Origin of the sequence: Rhodoplanes sp. Z2-YC6860 (assembly GCF_001579845.1) — a bacterium.
Classification (GTDB): domain Bacteria; phylum Pseudomonadota; class Alphaproteobacteria; order Rhizobiales; family Xanthobacteraceae; genus Z2-YC6860.
Genome location: NZ_CP007440.1, coordinates 5,732,746 through 5,756,945, shown reverse-complemented (window position 1 = coordinate 5,756,945; position 24,200 = coordinate 5,732,746). Strand labels below are relative to the sequence as shown.

Annotated in this window: 23 protein-coding genes; 18 read left to right on the top strand and 5 right to left on the bottom strand. The window is 63.2% G+C overall.

Annotated features, from left to right (window positions below; genetic code table 11):
- The first annotated feature begins 13 nt into the window (after positions 1 to 13).
- The 13 genes from RHPLAN_RS27180 to RHPLAN_RS27120 all read left to right on the top strand — a co-directional run bounded on the left by RHPLAN_RS27180 (position 14) and on the right by RHPLAN_RS27120 (position 15,529).
- The gene (locus RHPLAN_RS27180; protein ID WP_068024775.1) at positions 14 to 994 is read left to right on the top strand and encodes an NAD-dependent epimerase/dehydratase family protein; all 981 of its coding nucleotides are present in this window, start codon (positions 14 to 16) and stop codon (positions 992 to 994) included.
- Positions 991 to 2,157, top strand: coding sequence for a glycosyltransferase family 4 protein (locus RHPLAN_RS27175; RefSeq protein ID WP_068024772.1), 1,167 nt, complete (start codon positions 991 to 993; stop codon positions 2,155 to 2,157). Before RHPLAN_RS27180 ends, RHPLAN_RS27175 begins: the two co-directional genes overlap by 4 nt.
- Positions 2,154 to 3,182, top strand: coding sequence for a glycosyltransferase (locus RHPLAN_RS27170; protein ID WP_068024769.1), 1,029 nt, complete (start codon positions 2,154 to 2,156; stop codon positions 3,180 to 3,182). The genes RHPLAN_RS27175 and RHPLAN_RS27170 overlap by 4 nt, the downstream gene beginning before the upstream one ends.
- Before the next feature lie 24 nt (positions 3,183 to 3,206).
- Entirely contained in the window at positions 3,207 to 4,217 is a 1,011-nt protein-coding gene (locus RHPLAN_RS27165) for a glycosyltransferase family 9 protein (protein ID WP_068024766.1), read from the top strand.
- 4 nt (positions 4,218 to 4,221) lie between these two features.
- Positions 4,222 to 5,298, top strand: a complete 1,077-nt coding sequence (locus tag RHPLAN_RS27160) for an acyltransferase family protein (protein WP_068024763.1) — start codon at positions 4,222 to 4,224, stop codon at positions 5,296 to 5,298.
- Positions 5,299 to 5,313: 15 nt separating this feature from the next.
- The gene (locus tag RHPLAN_RS27155) at positions 5,314 to 7,308 is read left to right on the top strand and encodes a hypothetical protein (RefSeq protein ID WP_068024760.1); all 1,995 of its coding nucleotides are present in this window, start codon (positions 5,314 to 5,316) and stop codon (positions 7,306 to 7,308) included.
- A gap of 2 nt (positions 7,309 to 7,310) precedes the next feature.
- Positions 7,311 to 8,792, top strand: coding sequence for a glycosyltransferase (locus RHPLAN_RS27150; RefSeq protein WP_068024757.1), 1,482 nt, complete (start codon positions 7,311 to 7,313; stop codon positions 8,790 to 8,792).
- A gap of 7 nt (positions 8,793 to 8,799) precedes the next feature.
- Entirely contained in the window at positions 8,800 to 9,909 is a 1,110-nt protein-coding gene (locus RHPLAN_RS27145) for a glycosyltransferase family 4 protein (protein ID WP_068024754.1), read from the top strand.
- Entirely contained in the window at positions 9,906 to 10,673 is a 768-nt protein-coding gene (locus RHPLAN_RS27140) for a class I SAM-dependent methyltransferase (RefSeq protein ID WP_068024751.1), read from the top strand. Before RHPLAN_RS27145 ends, RHPLAN_RS27140 begins: the two co-directional genes overlap by 4 nt.
- Positions 10,670 to 11,539: a glycosyltransferase family 2 protein gene (locus tag RHPLAN_RS27135; protein ID WP_068024748.1), complete on the top strand. Its 870-nt coding sequence runs from the start codon at positions 10,670 to 10,672 to the stop codon at positions 11,537 to 11,539. Before RHPLAN_RS27140 ends, RHPLAN_RS27135 begins: the two co-directional genes overlap by 4 nt.
- Before the next feature lie 49 nt (positions 11,540 to 11,588).
- Complete coding sequence (gene gmd, locus RHPLAN_RS27130; RefSeq protein WP_068024746.1) at positions 11,589 to 12,659, top strand: GDP-mannose 4,6-dehydratase; 1,071 nt, start codon at positions 11,589 to 11,591, stop codon at positions 12,657 to 12,659.
- Between the two features lie 100 nt (positions 12,660 to 12,759).
- Positions 12,760 to 14,673: an asparagine synthase (glutamine-hydrolyzing) gene (asnB, locus tag RHPLAN_RS27125; protein WP_068024743.1), complete on the top strand. Its 1,914-nt coding sequence runs from the start codon at positions 12,760 to 12,762 to the stop codon at positions 14,671 to 14,673.
- Between the two features lie 85 nt (positions 14,674 to 14,758).
- Entirely contained in the window at positions 14,759 to 15,529 is a 771-nt protein-coding gene (locus RHPLAN_RS27120; protein WP_084245619.1) for a class I SAM-dependent methyltransferase, read from the top strand.
- 12 nt (positions 15,530 to 15,541) lie between these two features.
- On the opposite strand, the gene RHPLAN_RS40640 is transcribed toward RHPLAN_RS27120, so the two are convergent.
- Positions 15,542 to 15,844: a lysylphosphatidylglycerol synthase transmembrane domain-containing protein gene (locus RHPLAN_RS40640; protein ID WP_068024736.1), complete on the bottom strand. Its 303-nt coding sequence runs from the start codon at positions 15,842 to 15,844 to the stop codon at positions 15,542 to 15,544.
- A 219-nt stretch (positions 15,845 to 16,063) separates the two neighbouring features.
- Between RHPLAN_RS40640 and RHPLAN_RS27110 the strand changes: the two genes are divergently transcribed.
- The gene (locus tag RHPLAN_RS27110; RefSeq protein ID WP_068024733.1) at positions 16,064 to 16,858 is read left to right on the top strand and encodes a class I SAM-dependent methyltransferase; all 795 of its coding nucleotides are present in this window, start codon (positions 16,064 to 16,066) and stop codon (positions 16,856 to 16,858) included.
- 33 nt (positions 16,859 to 16,891) lie between these two features.
- Here the strand turns inward: RHPLAN_RS27110 and RHPLAN_RS27105 are convergent, their stop codons facing one another.
- Positions 16,892 to 17,860 carry a lysylphosphatidylglycerol synthase transmembrane domain-containing protein gene (locus RHPLAN_RS27105; RefSeq protein WP_157100511.1) on the bottom strand — a complete coding sequence of 323 codons (969 nt, stop codon included), beginning with the start codon at positions 17,858 to 17,860 and terminating at the stop codon, positions 16,892 to 16,894.
- A 12-nt stretch (positions 17,861 to 17,872) separates the two neighbouring features.
- On the opposite strand from RHPLAN_RS27105, the gene RHPLAN_RS27100 reads away from it, so the two are divergent.
- From RHPLAN_RS27100 to RHPLAN_RS27085, 4 genes are all read left to right on the top strand, one after another.
- Positions 17,873 to 18,208, top strand: coding sequence for a transaldolase family protein (locus RHPLAN_RS27100; protein ID WP_335341029.1), 336 nt, complete (start codon positions 17,873 to 17,875; stop codon positions 18,206 to 18,208).
- A 229-nt stretch (positions 18,209 to 18,437) separates the two neighbouring features.
- Entirely contained in the window at positions 18,438 to 19,376 is a 939-nt protein-coding gene (locus tag RHPLAN_RS27095; RefSeq protein WP_442971835.1) for a Gfo/Idh/MocA family oxidoreductase, read from the top strand.
- Between the two features lie 38 nt (positions 19,377 to 19,414).
- Entirely contained in the window at positions 19,415 to 20,569 is a 1,155-nt protein-coding gene (locus tag RHPLAN_RS27090) for a DegT/DnrJ/EryC1/StrS family aminotransferase (RefSeq protein WP_068024726.1), read from the top strand.
- 92 nt (positions 20,570 to 20,661) lie between these two features.
- The gene (locus RHPLAN_RS27085) at positions 20,662 to 21,033 is read left to right on the top strand and encodes a hypothetical protein (protein WP_068024723.1); all 372 of its coding nucleotides are present in this window, start codon (positions 20,662 to 20,664) and stop codon (positions 21,031 to 21,033) included.
- Between the two features lie 11 nt (positions 21,034 to 21,044).
- On the opposite strand, the gene RHPLAN_RS27080 is transcribed toward RHPLAN_RS27085, so the two are convergent.
- Genes RHPLAN_RS27080 through RHPLAN_RS27070 form a run of 3 tightly spaced genes read right to left on the bottom strand, consistent with a single transcriptional unit; the run spans position 21,045 to position 24,194 of the window.
- Positions 21,045 to 22,652, bottom strand: a complete 1,608-nt coding sequence (locus RHPLAN_RS27080) for a phytoene desaturase family protein (RefSeq protein ID WP_068024720.1) — start codon at positions 22,650 to 22,652, stop codon at positions 21,045 to 21,047.
- A 7-nt stretch (positions 22,653 to 22,659) separates the two neighbouring features.
- A complete protein-coding gene (locus RHPLAN_RS27075) occupies positions 22,660 to 23,424 on the bottom strand; it encodes an ABC transporter ATP-binding protein (RefSeq protein ID WP_068024717.1) in 765 nt (254 codons plus the stop codon).
- A gap of 2 nt (positions 23,425 to 23,426) precedes the next feature.
- Positions 23,427 to 24,194 (bottom strand): ABC transporter permease, encoded by a 768-nt coding sequence (locus RHPLAN_RS27070; RefSeq protein ID WP_068024714.1) that lies wholly within the window; start codon positions 24,192 to 24,194, stop codon positions 23,427 to 23,429.
- Positions 24,195 to 24,200 lie beyond the last annotated feature (6 nt).

Sequence of the window (24,200 nt, the reverse complement as noted above, 5' to 3'; positions counted from 1 at the left end):
GCCAGGCTCAACGATGAATCTCGCAAATCGTCGCGTCGTCGTGACCGGAGGCGCGGGCCTGATCGGCTCTTTCCTGGCCGAGCGTCTCGTTGCGGCCGGCGCCCAAGTCATCGTCGCGGACGATTTCTCGAAAGGGCGGCGCGACTATCTGGCCAAGATCGCCGATCGGATCGAAATCCGCGAAGGCGATCTCGAAGAGCAGCCGGCGATGGAGCGTGCCCTGGCGAATGCCGAGGTGGTGCTCCATCTGGCGAGCCGCGCCTTCGGCGTCGGCTATTCGGCCGGCAACCACCTAAGCATCCTCGATCACAACGAACGCATCACCGGCAATCTCATCCGTGTGTTGGCGCGGAAGCCTGCCGCCTGGCTGCTCGTCGCCTCATCGTCCTGCGTTTATCCGGACGATGGTCCGGACACCATCACCGAGTTGCCCTTGTTCTCCGGCGAACCCGAGATGGCGAACTGGGGCTATGGCTGGGCCAAGCGCATGCTCGAGCAGAAGGCGCTGATGCTTGCCAAAGAGATCGGCATGCCGCTGACTGTTGTAAGGCCATTCAACATTTACGGCGAACGCTACACATGGTCGGGCGATGCCAGCCAGGCGATCCCGATGCAAGTGAAGAAGGTGATGGACGGCGACAACCCTGTGGTGATCTGGGGATCGGGCACGCAACGGCGCAACTATCTGCATGCGGTCGATTGCGCGGACGCGATGGCGGGGCTGGTCGAGGCGGGCTTCAAAGGCGTCGTCAACATCGGCACCGAGGAGACCGTCACTCTGCGGGAGCTCGCGGAGACGATCTGCCGTGTCGCCGGACGTCATCCGCACCTCATCGCCGATGCGTCGAAGCCAGAGGGGCGCCGCATCAAAAGCGCGGACTCGACGCTGCTTCGCAAGAGCTATCCCGGCTTTCGCCGGACCGTCAGCCTCGAGCAAGGCATCGTGCGAATGATCGAGTGGTACGCCGGCAACTTCGGCGGCAAGGTCGCATGAACGCCATCACCGGATCGTCGCTCTCGGGCAACGCCGATGTTGCCGTGTTTGCCAAAGGCGGACGCGACATCCGCTACGAGAAGCTCAAGCGCGGCGAGGAAGCGCCGCGCGAATTCTTCTATGGCTTCCTGGATCTCGACCGGGCCGGCATCTCGGCCGCAATGATGTCGAGCGCGGGCGCGGTGCCGGGCCTGCTCGGCGGCGCAGCCGACATCGCCGAGCGCGCGTTCATCGCCGCGACCAATTTCGGGGTGCGGCCGCTGTCGAGCCGGCTGCGCGCGCCGTCGTTCCGCAACTCCAAGGTCGTCATCAGCTACACCGACGGATTCTCCTTGAGCCTCGGGCTTGGACTGCCCCGCAAGCGCGGCCGTCCGATCATGATGGGCGGCTTTCATGCGCTGTCCGATCTTGATCAACGCGTGCCGCCATGGGCTCGCTCATCGGTCCAAGGGCTCATCCGGCGGGCCCTGCGAAGCCTCGATCATGTGTTCTGCTTCGGTGCGGCCGATCGCGAATTTGCCATGGAGCGCTACGGTCTCGAAGCCGAGCGCTCGTCGGTCGTTCCGTTCGGCATCGACACCGACTTCTGGCGTCCGATGCCCGAGGAGCCGCAGGAGGATTTCGTCATCGCGGTGGGGCAGGACCCGAACCGCGACTACGATCTCCTGGCAGCCGCGCCTGGCAGTCACCGCACCATCATCATCACGCGGCGGCCCGTCAAAATCCCGGCGAGCGCACGGCACATCACGGTCACGGCCGGTGACTTTTTCGGCTCCGATTCGATCAGTGATCAGGATCTGCGCAAGCTCTACAACCGCGCGCGCGCCGTGATCGTGCCGCTGAAGGACGTCTATCAGCCGACGGGCTACAGCGTCACCCTGCAGGCCATGAGCTGCGGCCGGCCGGTGATCCTGTCCGACATTCGCGGGCTGTGGACCGGCATACGCGGCGGCGATCACTGCGTGCTGGTGCCGCCGGGCGATGCCCGGAAGCTCGGCGAGGCGATCGACCGCGTCTGGACCGATCGGGATTTCGCCAGGCGCGTGGGTGAATCCGCCCGCGCCAAGGTGCTGGCTGAATATCAGTTGGAGAAGAACGGTGAGGGCGCCATCGCGCTGGCGCGCCGCGGACTGGCGCTCTGGGCCGGGCGCCAAGGCCTGTGAAGGTTTCGATCAATCAGCGTCCCTATGCCGGTCCGTGGGGGGGCGGCAATCGCTTCATCGCGGCGCTGTGCAGCGCGCTGAAGGAAAGCCGCCATTCGGTGGTGCATTCGCTGAAGGATCGCGACATCGACGTCATTCTCATTGTCGATCCGCGCACCCGTTCCCCCAACGTCACCTTCGGCGCGGGCGCGGTGCTCCGCTATCTCACGCTGCGCAATCCTTCTGCCTTCGTCGTTCATCGCATCAACGAATGCGATGAACGCAAAGGCGAGCCGTTCATCAACCACAAGCTGGTGCGGGCGAATTATGTGGCCGACGCCACGGTGTTCGTCGGCGAATGGCTGACCAAGCTGCCGGTGTGGCAGAGGCATCTTCGCTCACCATGGTTCGTCGTCCGCAATGGCTCGGATCGCGCGGTGTTCAATGCGAACGGCTTCCGGCCCTGGAGCGGGCAGGGGCCGATCAAGCTTGTGACTCATCATTGGGGCTATCACCCGCTGAAAGGCTTCGACATCTACCGCGCGCTCGATGAGCTGGTCGGGCGGCCGGAGTGGCGTGATCGCGTTGCCTTCACGTATGTGGGCCAACTGCCCAAGGGCTTCAGGTTTCAGAATGCCCGCTATGTCGAGCCGCTCGATGGCGAAGTGCTGGCTGCTGAACTGCGCTCGCACCACGCCTATCTCACGGCCTCGGTCAATGAGCCCGGCGGCAATCACCAGAACGAGGGCGCGCTGTGCGGCTTGCCGCTGCTTTATCGGGATTCGGGTTGCATGCCGGAATACTGCGAGGGCTTCGGCGTTTCGTTCTCGGGCTGGGATGGCTTCATTCCGGCGCTGATGCGGCTTCAGTCCGATTATTTCGCACTGGCCGAGCGCATGCCGAGCTTCCCTCACACCGCCGAACGCATGACACGCGAATGGCTCGCGCTTCTGACCTCATTGGTCAAGGAGCGTGCCGCAATCGCCGGTCATCGTCAGCTGCTGCGCGATCCGTGGGCCGCGCTCGCCACGCAGATTCCGCTCTGACGGACGCCCAGAAGCGCGATCACGATGGGTTACGGCGGGGATCTGATCTGGAGCGGTGTATTTCGTGCGCTGCACGCCCATGACAAGCGCCCGGTGATCGTCGCGAACACGCCGAAACTGTCCGATCTGCTGGTCGGTTGCATGCATGACCGGAGTGCGGACATTTCGGACCGGACGATTTTTCTCGGCAATCCGCACGTGTCGTTCCTGCCGGCCAAGGCGAAAGGCCGACTCACGCGGACGCTGGATTTGGCGTTCGCGGGCTTCCTGAAAGTCACGGGCATCCGCAAAACGTATGAACGCGCGATCTTTGCGCTCGCCGAACGCTTCAGAAAGCCGGATACCAGCCGGCTGGTGCACGTGGATATGTTGATCCACAGCTACGCCGCCGAAGAGTTCAAGACGCACTTCGTGTGGAAGCAGGGCGGACACGCGATCGAAACCACCTTGCTTGGCTTCGGCATCAGGCCTGATTCATTCCGCCCCGAACTCTATCTCGACGAGAAAGAGCAGCGCCACGCGGCTGAAGTGTTGGCCGATGCAGGTGTCACAGGTCCCTTTGTCGTTTGTGAACCGGATTCCAATCCCGAATGGTTCGGCGAGCTGCGCTCATGGCCGCGGGAACGGTGGGTTGAACTGGCCCAACGCCTGCGCAACGCAAGACCGGACATCACCATCGTTCAAGTCGGTGTCCCCGGCACGCCAGCCATGCCGGATGTCGTCGATATCCGCGGCCGGACCACATTCCGTGAGGCTGCGGCGCTCATGGCGCGTAGCGCGCTCTTTATCGGCACCGAAGGCGGCTTGATGCACGCGGCGCGCGCGGTGGATGCCAGAGCGCTGATCCTCTGGGGCGGCGTCACGCTTCCGGAGTTTGCGGGCTATCCGGCCAGCCATCGTATCATCTGCCATCGCGTGGCATGCGCCCCATGCGGCCAATTCGGCTGGTGCGACAAGGGCCACGTTTGCATGCGCGGCATCTCGGTCGAAGAGGTGCTGGCGGCCGCACTGGAATGCCTTGCCTCCTCACGTTGATCTGATGTCTGCGCCCAATACCAAGATTACGACACTCGAGGCCTGCCGCGGTTTTGCCGCCGTTCTGGTGGTGCTGTATCACGCGAGCGGCACCATGTTCGAAGTCTACTTCGGATATCCCGCCGTCGGCTGGTTTCGCTTCGGTCATGCTGGCGTCGATTTCTTCTTCGTGTTGTCCGGCTTCATTATTTACTATGTGCACGCCGACGACTGCGGATGGCCCGACCGCCTTCGCAGCTACGCGTACCGCCGGATCGTGCGCATCTACCCAATCTACTGGGCGGTGACGATAGCGATGGTCGCGGCGTCCTTTGTTGTGTCGTCGATAGCAGCTTTGCCGGCGATGGCGCCGAACCGCTTGCTTTTGTCATTCCTGCTCCTCCCGCAATCCGGCGTTCCTCTGGTCAGTGTCGCCTGGAGCCTTCAGCATGAGGTGCTGTTTTATGTGTTGTTCGGTATCGCGATCGCGAACCGGACGGCCGGCATTTTAGCCTTTGCGGTTTGGGCGTGCTTCATCGCATATTGCATCTTCGATAAACCGCAGACTCCACTGCTCCTGTTTATTGGCCGCGACTTCAACATCCTGTTCTTTGTTGGAATGGCCGCAGCCATGATCGTCCGGACAGGGCGCATTTCTTGTCCTCGGGTGGTGCTGGCGATCGGCGCCATCGTGTTTTTCACTGGAGGCATCTTGGAGAATGGAGGACTTGATCTCAGGGAATTGCTGGGCCGCGTCGTTTACGGCACGGGAGCGGCGCTGATGGTCCTGGGGCTGGTCGAAGGCGAGCGTAGCGCCGACTGGAAGACGCCGAAGCTGCTGCTATGGATCGGTGCTGCTTCGTACTCGATCTATCTGATCCATCTCAACGTCTTGGTCGTGGTAGAAAAGGCCGGCGGCGCGCTGGATCTCGGTGTGGCGTTGCCGGGACTCGTCGTCCTCTCCGGAGTCGTTGTGGCCGCGGTTGTGGCCGGTCTGATCTGTTACATCCTGCTGGAGCGTCCATTGCTCGCGACACTGCGCCAATGGAATCCGCCACGGTCAGAAACGTCCGCGCCGGCTGCGGGCCCTTCGGCTTCCTGAGTCTCGATTGTTACAATGATGAAGACAACCCAGGCTCTGCCGGCCGATCTCAGTTCAGCCCGGTTGGCAACCGAGGCTGGCAGCCAGCGCACCTGCTATGGCGACGCCATTGTCGCAGTGGTGCTGGTCGCGGCGACCCTCGCGATTGGTCTGATCGATCCAAACGATCAGTTCCTTTCTACCAACGACATCTACGCTTTCAGACAGATCCACACCTATTTCGATATCTTTTCGTGGTTACCCCAGGACGTGGCTTCTCCGGCCGCGGTGCTCGACAAGATCGCGCGCTTCGTCTTCTGGATTTTCTATTACTTTCACGGCGCGCCGCCGGAACTGTACCAAGCGCCGGTCTTTGCGGCGCTCGATGCCGCCAAGGTCCCGTTCCGGCCGCTTTATGGACAGGCCATGGTCACCGCATATCTCGCGCTGACGGTGGTCTTGTTTTGGTCATGCTTGCTGCGCGCCGGTGTGACCTCGGTGATCGCTTGCGCAGCTGCGTTGCTCGTCGCGTGCTCGCCGATGTTGGCAGGACTTTCGCGCGCGTTTGGCGCGATCTGGCTGGTCAATGCGCCGTTCTGTCAGGCGCTCAGCCTCTATGCATTTCTTCGATTACGCGAGGGGCAAGGCGGCTGGCTCTGCGGACTGGGCCTGACGCACATCATTTTGTCCGATCCGATTTCCTTTCTGATTGTTGGCCCGCTTCTGGTCGCTTGGATGATTCCCGATCGATGGCAGGGGTCTCGCAATTGGATCGAGTTTGGGCGCAGGCGATTGTCTTTGCTGCGGCGTTGGCAAATCTGGCTGCTCCCGGCGCTCGCAATCATCGCCGTAATTCTGTGGAACATCGTGCGTGCCCGCTACGCTGCGGCGATCCCGGGCGAGGCCACACTGTTCGTCTATCCTTTTGTCAAATATATCGCGGGCGCCGGCCAAGCCCACGCCGAGCTGTTTGGACCGAATGACTGGCTCCGGGTCGCTGTCGTGTCGTTGGGGATCTGGGCGCCTTTGGGACTGCCCATCGTATGGGGGGCGGGCGCTGTCACCGGACGGCGCAAGTCCACCGACCCGTTCATTTTGACTTGGGCCGCGATTTCCTCGGTCGGCTTCGGTCTGATGTTCTACGTGTTTTCGTATCAGGGGATGGGTAGCCAATCGATGCCCTACGTCGGCTATCCGGTCTACACGATATTGCCGTTTGTCATGCTGCTGGCGTTGGCGGCCGATCGCATTGCTTCGGGCGGGGTATGGCGGCGGCATCTGATGACCGCAGGCCTTGCGGGCTTCGCCGCACTCGGCCTGCTGACCACCGTCAGTTACATCTGGCAGAAGCCGCTCATTCCGGGATCGTCGCTGCTCGCCTTCGACGTCCCCAGCATGGATCTCATCGGGTTGCGCCGGCCTTACTATGGCGATGAGGCCGCGGGCGCTGCTGTACGCCACGTGCTCACGCGAACGGTCACGGACGGCAACAACACGAACGCGCGTCTGCTCTACGTCCGCAAGCGGGACAATGTCCGTTTCGATGTGTTCTGGATGTACGCGGGTCTGGAATATGGCGGCCGCTGGTTCGAACTGCACCAAGGCGGGATGCCGAAGATCGAAGCGCGGCTCCTGGAACAGGAATCCAATGCGCCGCCGGCCGAATGGATGCTACGGCAGATCGAGCCGGTGCACCGCACCTTCGAAGGCTCGACGGCGCTTCACGATTCACAAGGCCAAGCCTGCGCGGCGCGCGCCTGCGTCGTTCTGGATGTGACCGGAAAAGCTAGCGACAACGAATTGCTCAGCCGCCTTGCCGGCGCGCCCGATCTGCAAATCCGGCGCGATGAAAACGCCGCCTACAATGTCTCGATCATTGGCGACCGCTCGCTGCTGCCGGCGCTCGGCGTGACCGATGGCCGCGAGCTGGATCGAAACTTTCGCGCAAGCTTCCCGAGCCTGTGGGATTTGATCCCGCCGCGTGAGCCTTTGTACTTCCTCAATCAATTCAAACGTGCGGCGGCGCATTAGCGATGTCTCTGACAATCGACGATAAGCCCGCCGCCGGCGCTGCTCCCGCGATGTCGCCGCGCAAATCGCGAATTCGCGACCTTTATGAGCGCCTGGCGCCCGCGCGCGGCGAATGGCTCGCGCGCAACGAATACTACTATGCCGACGACCGCGCCTATATGCGATTTCTGGTGCCGGAAAAACTCCGTGTGCTCGAACTCGGGTGCGGCAATGGTCAGTTGCTGGCCTCGCTGGCGCCGTCTTACGGATTGGGCATCGATATCAGTCCGGCCATGGTCGGGGAGGCGCGCAAGCTTCACCCGGGGCTCAACTTCCTGGTCGGTGACATCGAAGACCCGGGCTTTCTGGAGACGATCAACGAAAAATTCGACGTCATCATTCTTTCTGACACGATCGGCTATCTCGAAGACTGCCAAACCGCGCTCAGCCACTTGCACAGGTTTTGTCTGCCCGAGACCCGATTGATCGTCAGCTACTATTCGAAGATCTGGGAGCCGGTGCTGAAGCTCGGCGAGTGGCTTGGTCTGAAGATGCCGACCGTCGAGATGAACTGGCTGTCGTCCGAAGACATGTCGAACCTCCTGATGCTGACGGACTTCGAGCCGATCAAGCGCGAATGGCGGCAACTCGTCCCGAAGCGCTGGCTCGGGCTGGGGCCGCTGATCAACCGCTATATCGGCACGCTTCCTGTCATTCGGCGGATGTGTCTTCGCGACTATGTGGCGGCGCGCTCGCTGATCACGGCGCGTGACGGCAACCGTAGTAATCCTTCGGTCACCGTGCTGATCCCATGCCGCAATGAGGCCGGCAATATCGAGCCGGCGATCAAGCGCGTGCCCAGGTTCGCCAAGGAGATGGAGTATCTCTTTGTCGAGGGGCACAGCAGCGACAACACGGTCGATGAAATCAAGCGTGTGATCGCGTCCTATCCCGAACTCGATATCCGGCTCATCCAGCAGGACGGCAAGGGCAAAGGCAACGCCGTGCGCAACGGCTTCGACGCGGCGAAAGGCGAGGTGATGATGATCCTCGACGCCGATCTCACCATGCCACCGGAGGATTTGCCGAAGTTCTATGCGGCGATCGCGTCCGGGAAGGGCGAGTTCATCAATGGCTCACGCCTCGTTTATCCGATGGAAAACGAGGCGATGCGATTTCTCAATCACGTGGCCAATTGGACGTTTTCCAAGCTGTTCTCATGGCTGCTCAACCAGCGCTTCACCGATACGCTGTGCGGCACCAAGGTGCTGTACAAGACAGACTATGAGCGGATCGCGGCCAACCGCTCTTACTTCGGCGAATTCGATCCGTTTGGCGACTTCGACTTGCTGTTCGGCGCGGCCAAGCTCAACCTGAAGATCGTCGAGGTGCCGATCCGCTATGCGGCCCGGACCTACGGCACCACGCAAATCTCTCGATTCACTGACGGCTGGCTGCTGCTTCGCATGGTCGCTGTCGCGTATCGGCGGCTGAAGGCGTTCTGAGCCGTCCATGGCCGAGACCGCCGCTCGCAAGACGATCCGCGCGCTTTATCGCGGCCTCATTGGCGGCGCCGCGCTGGCGGCTTTGCCGGCGCGGGCGCGCCACGGCAGGCTGGCCGTCTATTACGGCGGAGCGCGGGCCGGCGATCACGGCGGCACGCTGGTCAAGGTCAGGCTGCTCCAGACCCGATATCCCGAGGCTCGTGTCGGGTTTTCCCTGGTCTATATGTTGTCCAACGCGATCTACCTGCCGCAGCCGGTGATCGACAGGCTGCGCAGTTCAGGCGTCCCGGTGGTGCTCAATCAGAACGGTGTGTTCTATCCGGGCTGGTATCCATTCGACTGGCGGGCCGAGAATGCCCGCATGGCGCGCGTTCACGCCGCTGCCGACCATGTGTTCTATCAAAGCGAATTCTGTCGTCGTTGCGCGGAGAAATTTCTGGGGCCACGCGCTGGTCGATCGGAAATTCTGTATAACGCGGTCGACACCGGCCATTTCAGCCCTCGCCTTGAAAACGTTCCACACCGCCCGACCGATGCGCCATTCACCTTTCTCGCCACCGGCAAGTTCGACCTCGCGATCGGGTATCGCTTGATGTCGTCGATCGAAGGGATTTCCGCCGCGCGGCGCGGCGGCCTTGACGTGCGGCTCAAGGTTGCCGGCGGCATCGACCCAAGCGTACGCGCGCAGGCGCAGCGCCGGATCGACGAATTGAAGCTGGCCCAGGCGGTGGAATTCTTCGGCCCCTACAATTCAAAACAGGCGCCCACGATCTATCGGAGTGCTGACGCCTATCTGATGACCAAGAACAACGATCCTTGTCCCAACTCGGTGCTGGAAGCGCTGTCGAGCGGATTGCCGGTGCTCTATTCGGCTTCGGGCGGCGTCCCGGAACTGGTCGGCACCGAAGCTGGTGTTGGTCTTGCGATCCCGGAGTCGTTTGAAGAGGACATTGCGCCCGAGCCCGCAGCGATCGCCGAAGGCATGAGCCAGATCATCCGGCAGCGGTCGGAGTTCAGTGCGGCCGCGAGGCGGCGTGCGGTGGAACGGTTCGACCTGCCACAGTGGCTTGCGCGGCACGACGCCGTGTTCGAGCAGGCTTTGAGGAATGCAGCATGAAGGCTTTCGGGCTCAAGGTCGCCAACGTGCTGGCGCTCATTTGGCAACTGCTGCCGATGCGGCTGCGCCATCTGCTGCTGAAGGGCATGTTCGTTCTGGAATCGCGTGGGCCTGATACGGGCGCGGCGCTCAAGCGGCTGTTCACCCTGCAGGACGACCTTGATCACGTCGTCAATGAGCGCGCGATGATCCACGGCAAAGGCGAGCATCCCAAGCATCGTCTGATGCGCTACCACGACTTCTTCATCGGAAATATTTCAGACGGTCAGCGCGTGATCGACATCGGTTGCGGCTATGGCGCGGTCGCGCGCTCCATCGCGCGGGCCCGGCCGAAGTCGCAGGTGATCGGCGTGGACTACGATCCCAAGCGTCTCGCCGAAGCGCGGGCCCGAGACAATCCCGCCAATCTGAGCTTTGTCGAAGCTGACGCGACACAGGCCGTGCCGCAGGGGCCATGGGATGTGGTCGTGCTCTCCAACGTCCTGGAGCACATCGTCGATCGCCACGCGTTTCTCACCGCGCTGATCGACAAGACCAAGGCCAGGCGTTTCCTGATCCGGGTGCCGTTGTTCGAACGCGACTGGCGGCTCGCGATGCGGCGCGAGGTCGGCGCCAACTACTATTCGGACCCGGATCACGAGATCGAACCGACCCAGGAAGAATTCCGCCGGGAAACCGCCGCGGCCGGCCTCGTCGTCGAGCAACTGGGCACGCCCTGGGGCGAGATCTGGTCGGTGCTGCGGGTGAGCGACAGCCGGGCATGAGCGTGCCCGAGCTCACGATCGTGGTGCCGTGCTACAACGGCGGTCGCTTTTTCGACCAGATGTTCACGGGACTCGATCGGCAGACGTTCCGCGATTTCGAGATCATCATCGTCGATGACGGCTCGACCGATGCCGACACCAAGGCGCGGCTGCAGAATCTGCCTGCCGGCGCGAGCGTCATCCATCAAGAGAACAAGGGCCTCGCAGCCGCGCGCAACATCGGATTCAAGGCCGCGCGCACCGAGTTCGTGCTGCCGCTCGATTGCGACGACGTCCTCGAGCCGACGTTTCTGGCCGAGGCCATGGCGCTGCTCAAGGCTGCGCCTGCGCAAGTCGCGTTCGTCTATTCGCACATCAAGCTGACCGGCGGGCGTGAGGGTGTGCACGAATGCGACTTCGATCCGTTCGATCAGCTGTTTCTCAATGAATTGCCGTATTGCCTGTTGATGCGAAAATCCGCGTGGGCCGCGATCGGCGGCTATGACGAGACGATGCGCGACGGCTATGGCGGCTATGCGGACTGGGATTTCAACATTCACCTGTTGGTGGCGGGTTATCGCGCGATCCGGATCGACAAGCCGATGTTCATCTACTGGGTGCGGACCGACGGCATGCTGGTCAGCCTTTCGGCCAAGATGCACGGTACGATCTGGCACTACATCCGGAAGAAATATCGCGACGAATACAGGCTTACGGCGCTCTGCCGGCGCTGGAACGAGAACCGCTCGATGTCTTCGGCGGTCCGCGGTGCGGGACTGTTGTTTCTCGCAACGGTGCTGCCGTTGCGATGGTTCGATCAGCTTTTTTACGCGCTTCTCGTCGCCGCGCATCGGCGTCAGACGCGCGCTTACCTTGCTACGCAATGACCATTACGATTGCCGTTCGATCGCCCGGTACGACATTGAAGGATAGACGATGAGCCAACGAGTTGCCCTGATCACCGGCATCACCGGTCAGGATGGCGCCTATCTGGCGGAGTTCCTGCTCAAGAAGGGCTACGAGGTGCACGGCATCCGTCGCCGTTCCTCGTCATTCAACACCGGTCGCGTCGAGCATCTCTACCAGGATCTGCACGAAGAAGATGTGCGCTTCATCATGCACTACGGTGACCTGACGGACGCCACCAACCTCATTCGTATCGTGCGGGAGACGCAGCCGCACGAGATCTACAATCTGGCGGCACAGAGCCACGTCATGGTGTCCTTTGAGACGCCGGAATATACCGCCAATTCCGACGGTCTCGGCACATTGCGGATGCTGGAAGCAATCCGGATCCTCGGCATGGAAAAAAGCGTGCGCTTCTACCAGGCCTCGACATCGGAGCTTTATGGCCTGGTGCAAGAAATCCCGCAGCGCGAGACCACGCCGTTCTATCCGCGTTCGCCTTACGCGGCAGCGAAGCTTTATGCCTACTGGATTACGGTGAACTACCGGGAGGCCTATGGCATCCATGCGTCGAATGGCATCCTGTTCAACCACGAAGGGCCGACCCGCGGCGAAACTTTCGTGACGCGCAAGATCACCCGCGCGGTCGCCGCTATCGAGCTTGGCGTCCAGCAGAAGCTCTATCTCGGTAATCTTGATGCGACGCGCGACTGGGGACACGCCCGCGATTACGTCGAAGGCATGTGGATGATCCTCCAGCAGCCTGAGCCCGACGACTATGTCCTCGCCACCGGCGAGGCGCATTCGGTGCGTGAGTTTGTCGAGAAATCGTTTGCCTGCATCGGCAAGCGGATCGAATGGCGCGGCTCGGGCGTCAATGAAACCGGGGTGGAAGCGGCGACAGGTCGCGTGCTGGTCGAGATCGACCCGCGCTATTTCCGGCCGACCGAAGTGATGCAGCTCCTGGGCGATCCAAGCAAAGCGCGAAAGAAGCTGGGATGGCAGCATCGCACGAGCTTCGAGACGCTTGTGCAGGAGATGGTTCGCGAGGACCTCGCGCTGATGCAAAAGGCGCAGATGAACAGCCGTGCTCGCGATTGAAGTCTCAGAATATTTGAATGGTTCCGATATGTTGTTTCTTTTGACGCCTGCCGACTCTGCAGGCGTTGCTCTCGGCCAGCGCTGAAATAACCACGATCCGATGTGCGGCATTGCCGGCCTGGTCGATCTGAAAGGCCTCCGCACGGAGGAGACAGCGCGGCGCTGCGAGACGGCGCTTCGTCGCATCCGGATGCGCGGACCGGACGGCGAGGGCACCTGGGCCGATGCGCATTGCGCGCTCGTCCACACCCGCCTTGCCATCATTGATCTGTCGCCGCTCGGCGCACAGCCGATGCGCCGCGGCGGACTCTCCATCACCTTCAACGGCGAGATTTTCAACTACGCGGAGCTGCGTGACGAGCTCGCGCGTCTCGGCCACAGCTTCCAATCGCACTCCGACACCGAGGTGCTGCTTGCGGGTTGGCAGCAATGGGGCGCGGAGCTCCTGCCGCGGCTCAATGGCATGTTCGCCTTCGCGATCTGGGATGCGGAGGCGCGCACACTGTTTGCGGCCCGCGACCGGTTTGGCGAGAAGCCGCTGGTCTATGCCCAGTCCGGCGAACGCCTCGCCTTCGGCACCGATCTGATTGCTTGCGAGGCGATGCTGGGCGAGACACGCCCAGTCGATCCGGCTGCACTGCGCGCACTGTTCACGCTCCGCTTCGTGCCGGAGCCATGGTCGATCGCCCGCGGCGTGCGCAAGCTTCCGGCGGGCCACTGGCTGCGCTTCGGTCCGCGGGGGCTCGTGGTCGAGCCTTGGTACGAACTGACGGCGGCCCGCACCCATTCGTCGATGGACATCGCCGATATCGAGGCTGGCCTGCGTCAGCGCCTCGACCTCGCGGTGCAGGCGCGCCTCGTGTCCGACGTGCCGGTCGGCGTGTTTCTGTCGAGCGGCATCGACTCGGCGCTCGTTGCGGCTTCGGTTGCAGCCTCGGGCGGCAGGCTCAAGACCTTCACGGTCGGCTTTCAAGGCGCCAGTGGTTACTACGAGGAGCGCCCGATGGCCGCGGCAGTCGCGCGGCATCTCGGCGCCGAGCACAACGAGATCGAGGTGAGTGGGGAACGCGTGGGCGAAGTGCTCGACCGCGTGTTCACGGCACTTGACGAGCCTTTCGCAGACGCATCCGCGGTGCCGACATTTCTCGTGTCCGAAGCGACCAGCCGCAAGGTCAAGGTGGTGCTGACCGGCGACGGCGCCGATGAGGTTTTCGGTGGCTACCGCCGCTATTGGTCGGAGCTGCATGCCGGGCTGTGGAATCGCTTGCCGGGCGCGCTCCGCGCTGCGTTGACCGGACTGGCGATGCGCCTGCCGGAAGGCAAGGACAGCCGGCTGATGGAGGCGCTGCGGCGCGTGCGCCGCTTTGCTGCGACCGCCGATGCCGATCCGGTTCGCCGCCAGGCGGCGTTAATGCGGCTCGCCTCCGAGCAGGAGCTTGACCGGCTGCTGGAGCGGACGCCGGATGAACCCATCTCGCTTGAGAGCCTGGTTTTGGATCGGCGAGCGGCATCGTCGTTCAGCGACCCGATCAACGCCATGCTGGCCTGCGACGTGTCGCTTGGCCTGCCGGGCGACATGCTGGTCAAGGTCGACCGCACCAGCATGGCCAACGCGCTCGAAACCCGTACGCCTTATCTTGACGACCGCGTGGTCGAATGGGCCTTCGCCCTGCCGGGCTCGCAGAAGCTGGCATTGATGGGCGGCCGGCCGGTCGGCAAGCGCATTCTGCGTTCGGCGTTCCGCGACCGCCTGCCGGCCGAGGTCTTCACGCGGCCCAAGCGTGGTTTTGAAATGCCGGTCGCGGCCATGCTGAACGGCCCGGCCGCGGAGCGTCTGGCCGCCGCGACCGAGACCCAAGCGCTGGCGCGCCAGGGGCTGTTCAATCCCGGCCAGATCGCGGCCTGGTCTGCGGAGCTTGCGAGCGGCCGCCGCGATACGTCCTGGCAGCTATGGACGCTGTTGGCGTTTCAGGAATGGGCGCGATTGCATCGCCGTCCCGAGGCTTTGCCGTAATCGGCTACGTTCCAATTTAATCGTCTGCCCTCGATGACGAAGTGTTAGTTTGGGGTCGGATTCGCGCTCTCAGGAAATCGCATCGATGGTTGGGTGGCTGACGATATGGGTTCGGCGTCTGGGCGCGCGAATTCGGTACCGCACGGGAGAAATCGTGCGGCGGGTTGTCAGAAAGCTCGTCGAAACGGTCATCACCGATCTCGACCTGATGTGGCAAATTCGTGGGGTCATGTCCTCCGCAGAATTTGAACATGACTATCTGTCCCACGCGAAGGGTTTCAAAGGCAGGAGCGAATTGCTGAGCTGGGCTTTGGATCAGGCCAACGACAAGGACGGCCTCTTCATGGAGTTTGGCGTTTACAAAGGGGACTCGCTCAATCTTCTTGCCGATCTGAAGCCGGAAGTAACGTGGCACGGGTTCGATTCATTCGTCGGCCTGCCGGAAGATTGGTCGCTGGGTGCCAAGGCCGGAGCCTTCGACGTCAAACACAAGCTCCCGCCGGTCCGTTCCAACGTGAGGCTCGTATCTGGTTTTTTCGACAAGACACTCGAACCGTTCCTGATGCAGAACCCGGGCAAGAAGGTCGCTTTCCTGCATGTGGATTGCGATCTCTATAGCTCTACGAAGACCGTGCTTACGGCTCTTCGAGACAGGCTCGTGCCGGGCAGCATCATTCTGTTCGACGAATTGATCAATTATCCAGGATGGCAGGATCAGGAGTATCGCGCCTTCATGGAATACGTCGCGGAGCAGAATGTTTCGTTCGAATATATCGGCTATGTCCGGACAAGCTGTCGCGTGGCCGTCAAGCTGACGAGGGCGACAGAGCGGCCGAGCTCAACGGATGGAAGATAGTGCCCCTCGCGCTTATCCCTGATTTTGTTCGGTGGGCGGCGCGGGCGAACGCCACGCCATCGCAGGGCTGTCGAAGTTCAAGAGCCACACCGCTCCGCCGATCAGGCCCGTGACGAACATCACGGCGCCGAGCAGGACCGACACCACCAGCCCGTCGGCCGCCGGCAGTCCGGCGTAAGAGAACGCCATCACCAGCGCGCTCTCGCGCACGCCCCATCCGGCAATCGAAACCGGGATGGTGGCAATCAGCATCACCGGCAGCACCAACAGGAAGGCGTCGCCAACGCTGATGCCGGAGCCGATGCCTTGCGCCACGCCCCAGGCTTGGCGCGCTGGCGCGGCAGGGCCTGTTCCATCCGGGCCAGATCGCGACTTGGATGCAGGAACTCGCAAGCGGGCGCCGCGACACCTCATGGCAGTTGTGGACATTGCCGGCGTTTCAGGAATGGGCGAGAATGCATCGTCGGCCGGAGGCCCTCGGTTGATTGGTCGTCTGAGTGTGCGTGTTCGCGCAATTGGGGTGCGTTGGTACATATGCGTCGAGACGAGCGCGCTTTTGATCCGACCGAAGGCCAAGCCGAAATCGCGGCGATTGAAGCACAATGGACCCGCATCTGGGAGGCCCAGGGCGGTCCTAAGGATCGCGCCGAGTCGATCAAACGGCGCGAAGAATTTCAGGTCATGTGGCCGTACATCCAGCAGATGCCCAAGGGCAGCCGGCTGCTTGATGGCGGTTGCGGGCTTGGCGACTGGGTCGCGTGGCTCACCCGCGCGGGCTATCCTACACTAGGGCTTGACATCTCGCAGGTGACGATCGGTCAACTGCGAAAACTGCACACCGACATGCAGTTCGAGGTCGGCGACATTCGCGCGACTGGGCTGCCTCCGGAATCGTTCGACGGCTATTTTTCCTGGGGAACTTTCGAGCACTTCGAAGAGGGATTCGGGCCAGTGGTAACCGAAGCATTTCGTGTGCTGAAGCCGGGCGGACGGCTCTTTATCTCTGTACCGTTCGTCAATGTACGGCACGCGCTGGCCGCAACGTTGCTCGAACCGTGGCGCCGGGCCCCGGACACCGAGGCTCGCCGCTTCTATCAATGGAGACTGACACGCGCAGAGTTGGCGCATACCCTCGCGCTTCACGGCTTCGCCGTTGACGACGTCAAGATGATCCACAAGCGTTCCGGCATTCAGCGCTGGTTGAACGGCACGTTCGGCCTGAACGTAAATTCAAAGCTTACCAAAGGCACGGCACTGCTGTTGTGTCCGCTCGTACCGAGGGTGATGGCGGCTCACATGATCCTGGCGATTGCGCAGAAGCCTCGATGACGCCTCATCGAAACCGGGTCAAAGGAACGCCCGCTAACTCTGTTTGGTGGGCGGCGCGGGCGAACGCCACGCCATCGCCAGTGCAGGGCTGTCGAAGTTCAAGAGCCACACCGCTCCGCCGATCAGGCCCGTGACGAACATCACGGCGCCGAGCAGGACCGACACCACCAGCCCGTCGGCCGCCGGCAGTCCGGCGTAAGAGAACGCCATCACCAGCGCGCTCTCGCGCACGCCCCATCCGGCAATCGAAACCGGGATGGTGGCAATCAGCAGCACCGGCAGCACCAACAGGAAGGCGTCGCCAACGCTGATGCCCGAGCCGATGCCTTGCGCCACGCCCCAGGCCTGCACGGCGGTCGAGATGTGGATCAGCAGAGAGACCAGCACGATTGCCGATGCCGAGCCGCGCGCACTGAGCATCTGGCCGGCGAGCACCGACAGTTCGGCGAGATTTCGCGTGAGCTTCCAGCGCGTCAGCAGCGGCCAACGGCCGAGCGCGAGGAACACGAGCCCGCCCAGCAGAAAGCCGAAGCCGATAACGACCAGCACGATGCGCGCGATCGGATCGGAGATCAGGCCGAACGACCAGTAGAGACCTGCTGCAACACAAGCGGCGAGCGCCAGCACGCCGATGAAGCGGTCGAGCAGCACCGAATAGGTCGAGCGCGTCCATCCAGCGCCGGCACGCCCGAGCAGCCAGATGCGCGCGGCATCGCCGCCGACGGTGGACGGCAGAACCTGGCTGAAGAACGTCGCGATCATATTGAAGCGAATGGCTTGCGGCGCCGTCATCGGCGCATCGCAAAGAAGTGCGATCTGGCGCCAGCGTAGCGCGACCAGCACGACCTGCACCAAGCAGATGGCGACGCCAACGGCAAGCCAAGCAAGTTCCAGCCGGTTCAGCCGTTCGCCGATGGTGCTGAGGTCGATGCGGCGGAGCGAAAAATAGAGCAGCAGGGCCGACACCGCGAGCTTCGCTGCAACCAACAAAAACCGCCGCATGGCCACGCCCGTTTGAACCGGGCGCACGCAACCATCATTCCCGTTAAAAAGCAACGAGACGCAGGCGGAATCGATGACCGGCCGATCATGCAGGACGCCATCGCCCGCGCCCGCAAGACGCCGAACGTGGCGATCGCCTGGGCTTCGACCCGCGAGGTGCTCAAAGTGATCGAGGCGGACGCGATGGGGTGCCACATCATCACGGCGCCCGCCGATGTCCTCGAAAAGCTGCCGGCGACCCAGAACCCCGCCGAACTGTCGCTATCGGCCATGAAGGCGTTCTGCGACGATGCTCTGGCGGCCGGCTTGACCCTGGCAATCCCGGGAAAAATGCACGCCGCGGAGTAACTGCGGGCGAACCGCAATCGACACTTGCGGTCCGTATATTGCCCATGACCCCTGTAATGCATTGACGCAAAACGTGTTTGGGCATTTCCGCAGGTAATATTCGCCAGCCGGTGCAGAGCATGCTACTGACGGGCCGGGGTCACTAAGCCGTTGGGGAAATAGGGCAATCATGGTGCAAGCCGTGACAGATACCGCGCCGCTGCGTATCGGCGTAATTGGCGTGGGCACCATGGGCTCGAACCATGCCCGGGTTCTCGCCGGACTGCCCAATGCCCAGTTGATTGGCGTTGCCGATCCCGATCGCGGCCAGCGCGATCTGGTCACGCGCGTGCTCGGCTGCCCGGCGGTGACTGAATACGAGGCATTGCTGCAGCTTGGCGTCGATGCCGTGTCCATCGCCGCGCCGACCCACCTGCACCACAAGATCGCGCTCGACTGCATCGGGCGCGGCATCCATGTGCTGGTCGAGAAGCCGATCGCCTCCACGGTCGAGGAGGGGCGCGACATCATCGCCGCCGCCAAGAAGGCCGGCGTGACGTTGATGGTCGGCCATGTCGAGCGCTTCAACCCGGCCGTGACTGCGATCAAGCAAGCGATCCGCGGCGAAGACATTCTTTCCATCGGCATCACCCGCGTCGGTCCGTTTCCGCCGCGCATGTCGAATGTCGGCGTGGTGATCGATCTCGCCGTGCACGACATCGACCTGATCCAGTGGTTCACCGATTCCGACATCGTCGAAGTGCAGCCGCAGCTTTCGAGCGCGGTGGCCGAGCGCGAAGACATCGCACTTCTGCAATTCCGCACCGCCTCGGGCGTGCTCGCGCACATCAACACCAACTGGCTGACGCCATTCAAAGCCCGCAACGTCACGGTCGCGACGCGCGGCAAATACGTGATGGGCGATCTGCTGACCCGCCAGGTCACCGAATGCTTCGGCTTTCAGCCTGACGGCGCCTATTCGATGCGGCATGTCTCGGTCGGCCATGACGAGCCGTTGCGCGCCGAACTTCTCGCCTTCATCGACTCGGTCCGCACCGGCAAGCCCGCCGCGGTCACCGGCGAGGAAGGCGTGGCGAGCCTTGAGATCGCGACGCGCTGCCTTGAACATCGTCCCGCCGTGAGTGCCTCCGCATCGCGCAACCAGAGCCCGCGCCGGATTGCCGGCTGACGCGTGCCTTCCTCGCCGTACATGAACTTGAATTGCTGATGAACCAGACCGTCCGTACTCCTGTCGCTCCGATCCCGTTCATCGACGTGGCTGCCCAGCGCCGTCGTCTCGGCCAGGCCATCGACGATGCCATCGCGCGGGTGACTGCGAGTTGCCTGTTCATCCAGGGGCCGGAGGTTGCCGATTTCGAGGCGCGGCTCGCGGATTTCTGCGGCGCGCGTTATGCGGTGGGCTGCGCCAGCGGCACCGACGCGCTGATGCTGGTGCTGATGGCGCAGGGCATTGGCCCGGGCGACGCGGTGATCTGTCCGGCCTTCACCTTCTGCGCCACCGCCGAAGTGGTGGTGTTGCTCGGCGCCACGCCGGTGTTTGCCGACGTCGATGAGGAAACCTTCAATCTCAACGCGGCGAGCGTGAAGCGTGCGGTCGCGACGGCGCGCCGGATGGGGCTCAGCCCCAAGGCGCTGATCCCGGTCGATCTGTTCGGCCTGCCGGCCGATTACGACGCGCTGCTGCCGGTGGCCAAGGAAGAAAAGCTGTTCGTGCTCGACGATGCGGCGCAGGGCTTTGGCGCGACGTACAAGGGCCGGAAGCTCGGCACCATCGCGCCAGCCACGGCGACGAGCTTCTTTCCGGCCAAGCCGCTCGGCTGTTACGGCGACGGCGGCGCCGTGCTGACCGATGACGCGGGCTTGGTCGAGGTGCTCAAGAGCCTGCGCGTCCACGGGCAGGGCGCCGACAAGTACGACAACGTCCGGATCGGCATGACGAGCCGCCTCGACACCATCCAGGCCGCGGTGCTGATCGAGAAGCTGAAAATCTTCGCCGACGAGATCGAGGCCCGCGACCGCGGGGCGCGGCGTTACGCCGAAGGCCTGAAAGACGTCGCGATCGTCCCCGTGGTCCCCGAAGGGATGACGTCGGTCTGGGCGCAATACACCATCCGTTTGAAGCCGGGCGTGCGGGACGGTCTTGCCACAAAGCTTAAAGCCCAGGGCATCCCGACCGCCATTTACTATCCGAAACCTTTGCATCGTTTGGAGGCTTACAAGCGCTTCCCGGTGGCCGATAATGGTATTCCGGTCACCGATCAGCTTGCCGAAGAAGTGATCAGTTTGCCGATGCACGCCTATCTTGACGTCACGACGCAAGATCGGGTCATTGAGGCGGTCCGCGCCGCGCTTCGGCCGTAGATTAGGCGTCCAAACGCGGCCCTATTGTTGATCCGTGCGGATTGTACCGCCTCCGGGGATGGATGCTCACCCGAGCTTTAGCGATTGCCTCGATGCTGATGCTCGGCGGCTGTGCCATGTCCGGGCTGCTGCCGGATTGGACCTCGAACGATGCGGCGGGGCCTGAGCCGGCCTACAAATTCCTGATCGCCAACAAGCTCAAGGAAATCATCGGCAATGCGGCGCCGACCGACACATTGGAGATTTCCAAAGCCGACCGCCTGGAGTCGCTGAAAGGCGCGTCCTGGCGGGTCTGCGTCAAGGCGCAGAAGTTTCTGCTGCCGCCGCGCTACTATGCGGTGTTCTTCCAGCGCGATGAGATGGTCGATTCTCGATTGTCGGTGTTGATCGACCAGTGCGAAATCCAGTCTTTTTCCGCTTTCGACTGGAAGACTGAAGCCAATAAGCCGCCGCCGGCGCGTTGAATTGGTTCTCGTCAGCGGTCGCTGAGCGCTGAAAGCTGATCTGCAATGGGGCGCGGTGCCCAGCCGGACTTGATGCCGAGGTCGTCGAGCAGGACCTGAGCGGCGTTGTAACCGGGCAGCCCGGTGATGTTACCGCCCGGGTGGCTGCTGGAGCCGCAAAGATACAGGCCTGGCAGGTGCGCACGATACGCGCCGGCGCCGGGGAAGGGCCGGTGGTGGCCGATCTGACCGTTGGTGAAAGCACCGACCAGGAGGTCGCCCTCGCGCATGTTCGGCAGCGACCGCTCGGTGTCGAGCGGCGTGCGGGTGAACTGGTCCAGTACGGCATCGGCGAGATTCGGGGCGTGCTTGCGCCACAGGGCGAGCATGTCGCGGCCATGCGCCTCGCCGCCGCCGGACCAGCCGGCCTTCAGGTGATACGGCAGCTTCTCCCACATGAAGGCGGTGTGCTGGCCGGCCGGCGCCTGGCTCGGGTCGAACAGCGTGGGACACGCGCCCCACATCACCGGCGGCGGAATGGTGCCGCTCTCGTGGTGGCGGACGATGTCGTTGAACTGGTCGGACGCGTCGAGCCCCATGATGACCATGAAGGCTTTGGCGAGCTCCGGGAATTTGGCGGCCGCCGTGTAGCGGGGCGGCTCGCGCAGATTGAGATGCAGCGCAAACAGCGGCGCGAGCAGATTGTACTGGAAGGCCTGCACGCGGTCGCGGATCTCGAGGGGCACCAGCGTCTCGTCGAGAAGTTCGAGAAAAGTCTGATGCGGATTCAGCGAGGACGCGATGAAGTGCCGCGCCCGGATCGTCTCGCCGTCCGCGGTCTCGATGCCGACGGCGCGGCCGCCCTCCACCACGATGCGCTTCGGTTCGGTCAGCAGCCGGAATTCGCCGCCGCTCTTGCGCACGGCGCCTTCGAGCGCCCGGGCCAGCGCTGCGGTGCCGCCGCGCGACATCTGAGCCTTGGCGGGGCTCGCCAGAAGCGCCGCGATGTGATGGCCGAAGCCGCGAACGCGTAGGTCGACCTCCCGCAAGCCGTTGAAGAACAAGAGGCCGGCTTGCACCGTGGGATGCTCGAACTCCTGTTTGACGAATTCGAGAGGTGACAGCGCGCTCACCTCGATCAGCCGGCGGCCCGCGGCGCTGCGCTCGAGCAGGCGCCGGCGCTCGGCCGGCGGCAGCGGCGGCGCCTTGGCTTCCGGAGTCAGGATGTTCTGCACGATCGGCACGAACTCATGCTGCCATCGGCGCAGGGTCTCGGCATCCTTGCGGCTGAACTGCTCGAACGACTTTACGGTGCGTTCGATGTCGGTCCACCAGGCCAGAACGCCATCGTCCTGCGTGATCAGCGCGACGTTCAGCTCGGGCTCGATGTAGCGCGCGCCGTGCCGCTCGAGTTCGAGGTCGGCGTACCACGGCATCGCGGTGATGGCGCGCTGGAAGAAGGCATGGGTGTTGTGCAGGAAGCCCGGATGACGCGGGTCTTCCAAGGTCGAGAGTCCGCCGCCGGTCACGGCCTTGCGCTCGATCGTCAGCACCCTCATGCCGGCCTTGCCGAGATAGGCCTGCAGGATCATGCCATTGTGGCCGGCCCCAAGGATGATGCCGTCGTAGGTGCTGTCCATTTCGCCGCTATTCCATGCCGAGCAGGCGGTAGATGCGGCGGCTGTATTCGCCGAACCGCTCGCTGGTCTTGATGTCGAGCGTGCGCGGATGCGGCAGCTCGACGCGGAAGTTGTCGGCCATCCGGGCCGGCCCCGCGGTCAGCACCACCACGCGCGTGCCGAGGAACACCGCCTCGGTGATGCCGTGGGTGACGAAGACGATGGTCTTCTTCGCCTCATGCCAGATGCGAAGGAGCTCGATGTTCATCTTCTCCCGCGTCAGCGCGTCGAGCGCGCCGAACGGCTCGTCCATCAGGATCAGCTTGGGATCGTGCACCAAGGCGCGCGCGATCGCGGCGCGCTGCTGCATGCCGCCGGAGAGCTCGTAGGGAAACTTCTCCTCTGAACCTTTGAGGCCGACCAGCGCCAGCAGGTCGCGCGCCCGCTCGCGGCTCGCCGCCATCGGCAGGCCGAGGATTTCCGACGGCAGCAGCACGTTGTCGATGATGCGCCGCCATTTCAGCAGCAGCGGCTGCTGGAACACCATGCCGATATCGCGCGACGGATCGAACGGCTGTTCTTTCGACCCGATCCGGACCGTGCCGCTTTCGTGCGAATGCAGGCCGGCGAGGATTTTCAGGAGCGTGGTCTTGCCGCAGCCCGACGGCCCGACGAGCGCCACCAACTCGCCGGCGTCGACATCGAACGTCGCCTCCGACACGGCGAGAAAATCCGCACCGCGGGTGCGGTACACCTTCTTCACGCCGGAGAGATGGATGAAGGGCTCGCCCATGGCTATTGAATGCGCGCGTCGCGCACGACGAGCATGCGTTCGAGCAGCAGCACGAGGCCGTACAGCACCATGCCGAGCAGCGTGATCAGGATCACCGCCATGAACATGGCGGCGGTGTCGAGCGTGACCTGCACCTGGAGCATCAGGTAGCCGAGGCCCTGATCCGAGCCGAGGAATTCGCCGACGATGGCGCCCGCGACCGCGAGGATCGCCGCGACCTTGGCGCCGGAGAAGATGTAGGGCAGGGCGCCGGGAAGCTGGATCTTGGTGAAGATCTGCCAGCGCGAGCCTTTGACTGAGCGCACGAGATCGAGCAGGTCCGGTTCGACCTCGCGAAGCCCGCGCACCGTGGTCAGCACGATCGGGAAGAAGCAGATGGCGAAGGCCATCAGCATGTTCGGTCCGATGCCGTAGCGGAACCAGACGATGATGAGCGGCCCGAGCGCCACCTTGGGGATCATATTGAGGCTGACCAGCAGCGGCATCATCAGCATTTCGAGCACGCGGAACCAGGAGAACAGCAGTGCGATGCCGATGCCGACCACGACGGCGAGAATGTAGCCGCCGAAAATCTCGTAGGCGGTCGCGAGGGTGTTGTCGATCCAGCGATAGTTCTGGATGGACAGAGCCTGCAGCGTGGCCTGTGGCGACGGCAGCACGAACTTCGGCACATGGCCGAGCTCGACGAACAGGTACCAGGCGAGCACCAGCAGCAGGTGACTGACCACCGCGAGCGAGTAGCGTTGCAGTGCGTCGCTATGATTGGTCACAGTCTG

Coding starts and splice junctions, on each gene's coding strand:
- RHPLAN_RS27180 (WP_068024775.1), top strand. CDS start 14: ATGAATCTCGCAAATCGTCGCGTCGTCGTGACCGGAGGCGCGGGCCTG.
- RHPLAN_RS27175 (WP_068024772.1), top strand. CDS start 991: ATGAACGCCATCACCGGATCGTCGCTCTCGGGCAACGCCGATGTTGCC.
- RHPLAN_RS27165 (WP_068024766.1), top strand. CDS start 3,207: ATGGGTTACGGCGGGGATCTGATCTGGAGCGGTGTATTTCGTGCGCTG.
- RHPLAN_RS27160 (WP_068024763.1), top strand. CDS start 4,222: ATGTCTGCGCCCAATACCAAGATTACGACACTCGAGGCCTGCCGCGGT.
- RHPLAN_RS27155 (WP_068024760.1), top strand. CDS start 5,314: ATGATGAAGACAACCCAGGCTCTGCCGGCCGATCTCAGTTCAGCCCGG.
- RHPLAN_RS27150 (WP_068024757.1), top strand. CDS start 7,311: ATGTCTCTGACAATCGACGATAAGCCCGCCGCCGGCGCTGCTCCCGCG.
- RHPLAN_RS27145 (WP_068024754.1), top strand. CDS start 8,800: ATGGCCGAGACCGCCGCTCGCAAGACGATCCGCGCGCTTTATCGCGGC.
- RHPLAN_RS27140 (WP_068024751.1), top strand. CDS start 9,906: ATGAAGGCTTTCGGGCTCAAGGTCGCCAACGTGCTGGCGCTCATTTGG.
- RHPLAN_RS27135 (WP_068024748.1), top strand. CDS start 10,670: ATGAGCGTGCCCGAGCTCACGATCGTGGTGCCGTGCTACAACGGCGGT.
- gmd (WP_068024746.1), top strand. CDS start 11,589: ATGAGCCAACGAGTTGCCCTGATCACCGGCATCACCGGTCAGGATGGC.
- asnB (WP_068024743.1), top strand. CDS start 12,760: ATGTGCGGCATTGCCGGCCTGGTCGATCTGAAAGGCCTCCGCACGGAG.
- RHPLAN_RS27120 (WP_084245619.1), top strand. CDS start 14,759: ATGGTTGGGTGGCTGACGATATGGGTTCGGCGTCTGGGCGCGCGAATT.
- RHPLAN_RS27110 (WP_068024733.1), top strand. CDS start 16,064: ATGCGTCGAGACGAGCGCGCTTTTGATCCGACCGAAGGCCAAGCCGAA.
- RHPLAN_RS27105 (WP_157100511.1), bottom strand. CDS start 17,860: ATGCGGCGGTTTTTGTTGGTTGCAGCGAAGCTCGCGGTGTCGGCCCTG.
- RHPLAN_RS27095 (WP_442971835.1), top strand. CDS start 18,438: ATGGGCTCGAACCATGCCCGGGTTCTCGCCGGACTGCCCAATGCCCAG.
- RHPLAN_RS27090 (WP_068024726.1), top strand. CDS start 19,415: ATGAACCAGACCGTCCGTACTCCTGTCGCTCCGATCCCGTTCATCGAC.
- RHPLAN_RS27085 (WP_068024723.1), top strand. CDS start 20,662: ATGCTGATGCTCGGCGGCTGTGCCATGTCCGGGCTGCTGCCGGATTGG.
- RHPLAN_RS27080 (WP_068024720.1), bottom strand. CDS start 22,652: ATGGACAGCACCTACGACGGCATCATCCTTGGGGCCGGCCACAATGGC.
- RHPLAN_RS27075 (WP_068024717.1), bottom strand. CDS start 23,424: ATGGGCGAGCCCTTCATCCATCTCTCCGGCGTGAAGAAGGTGTACCGC.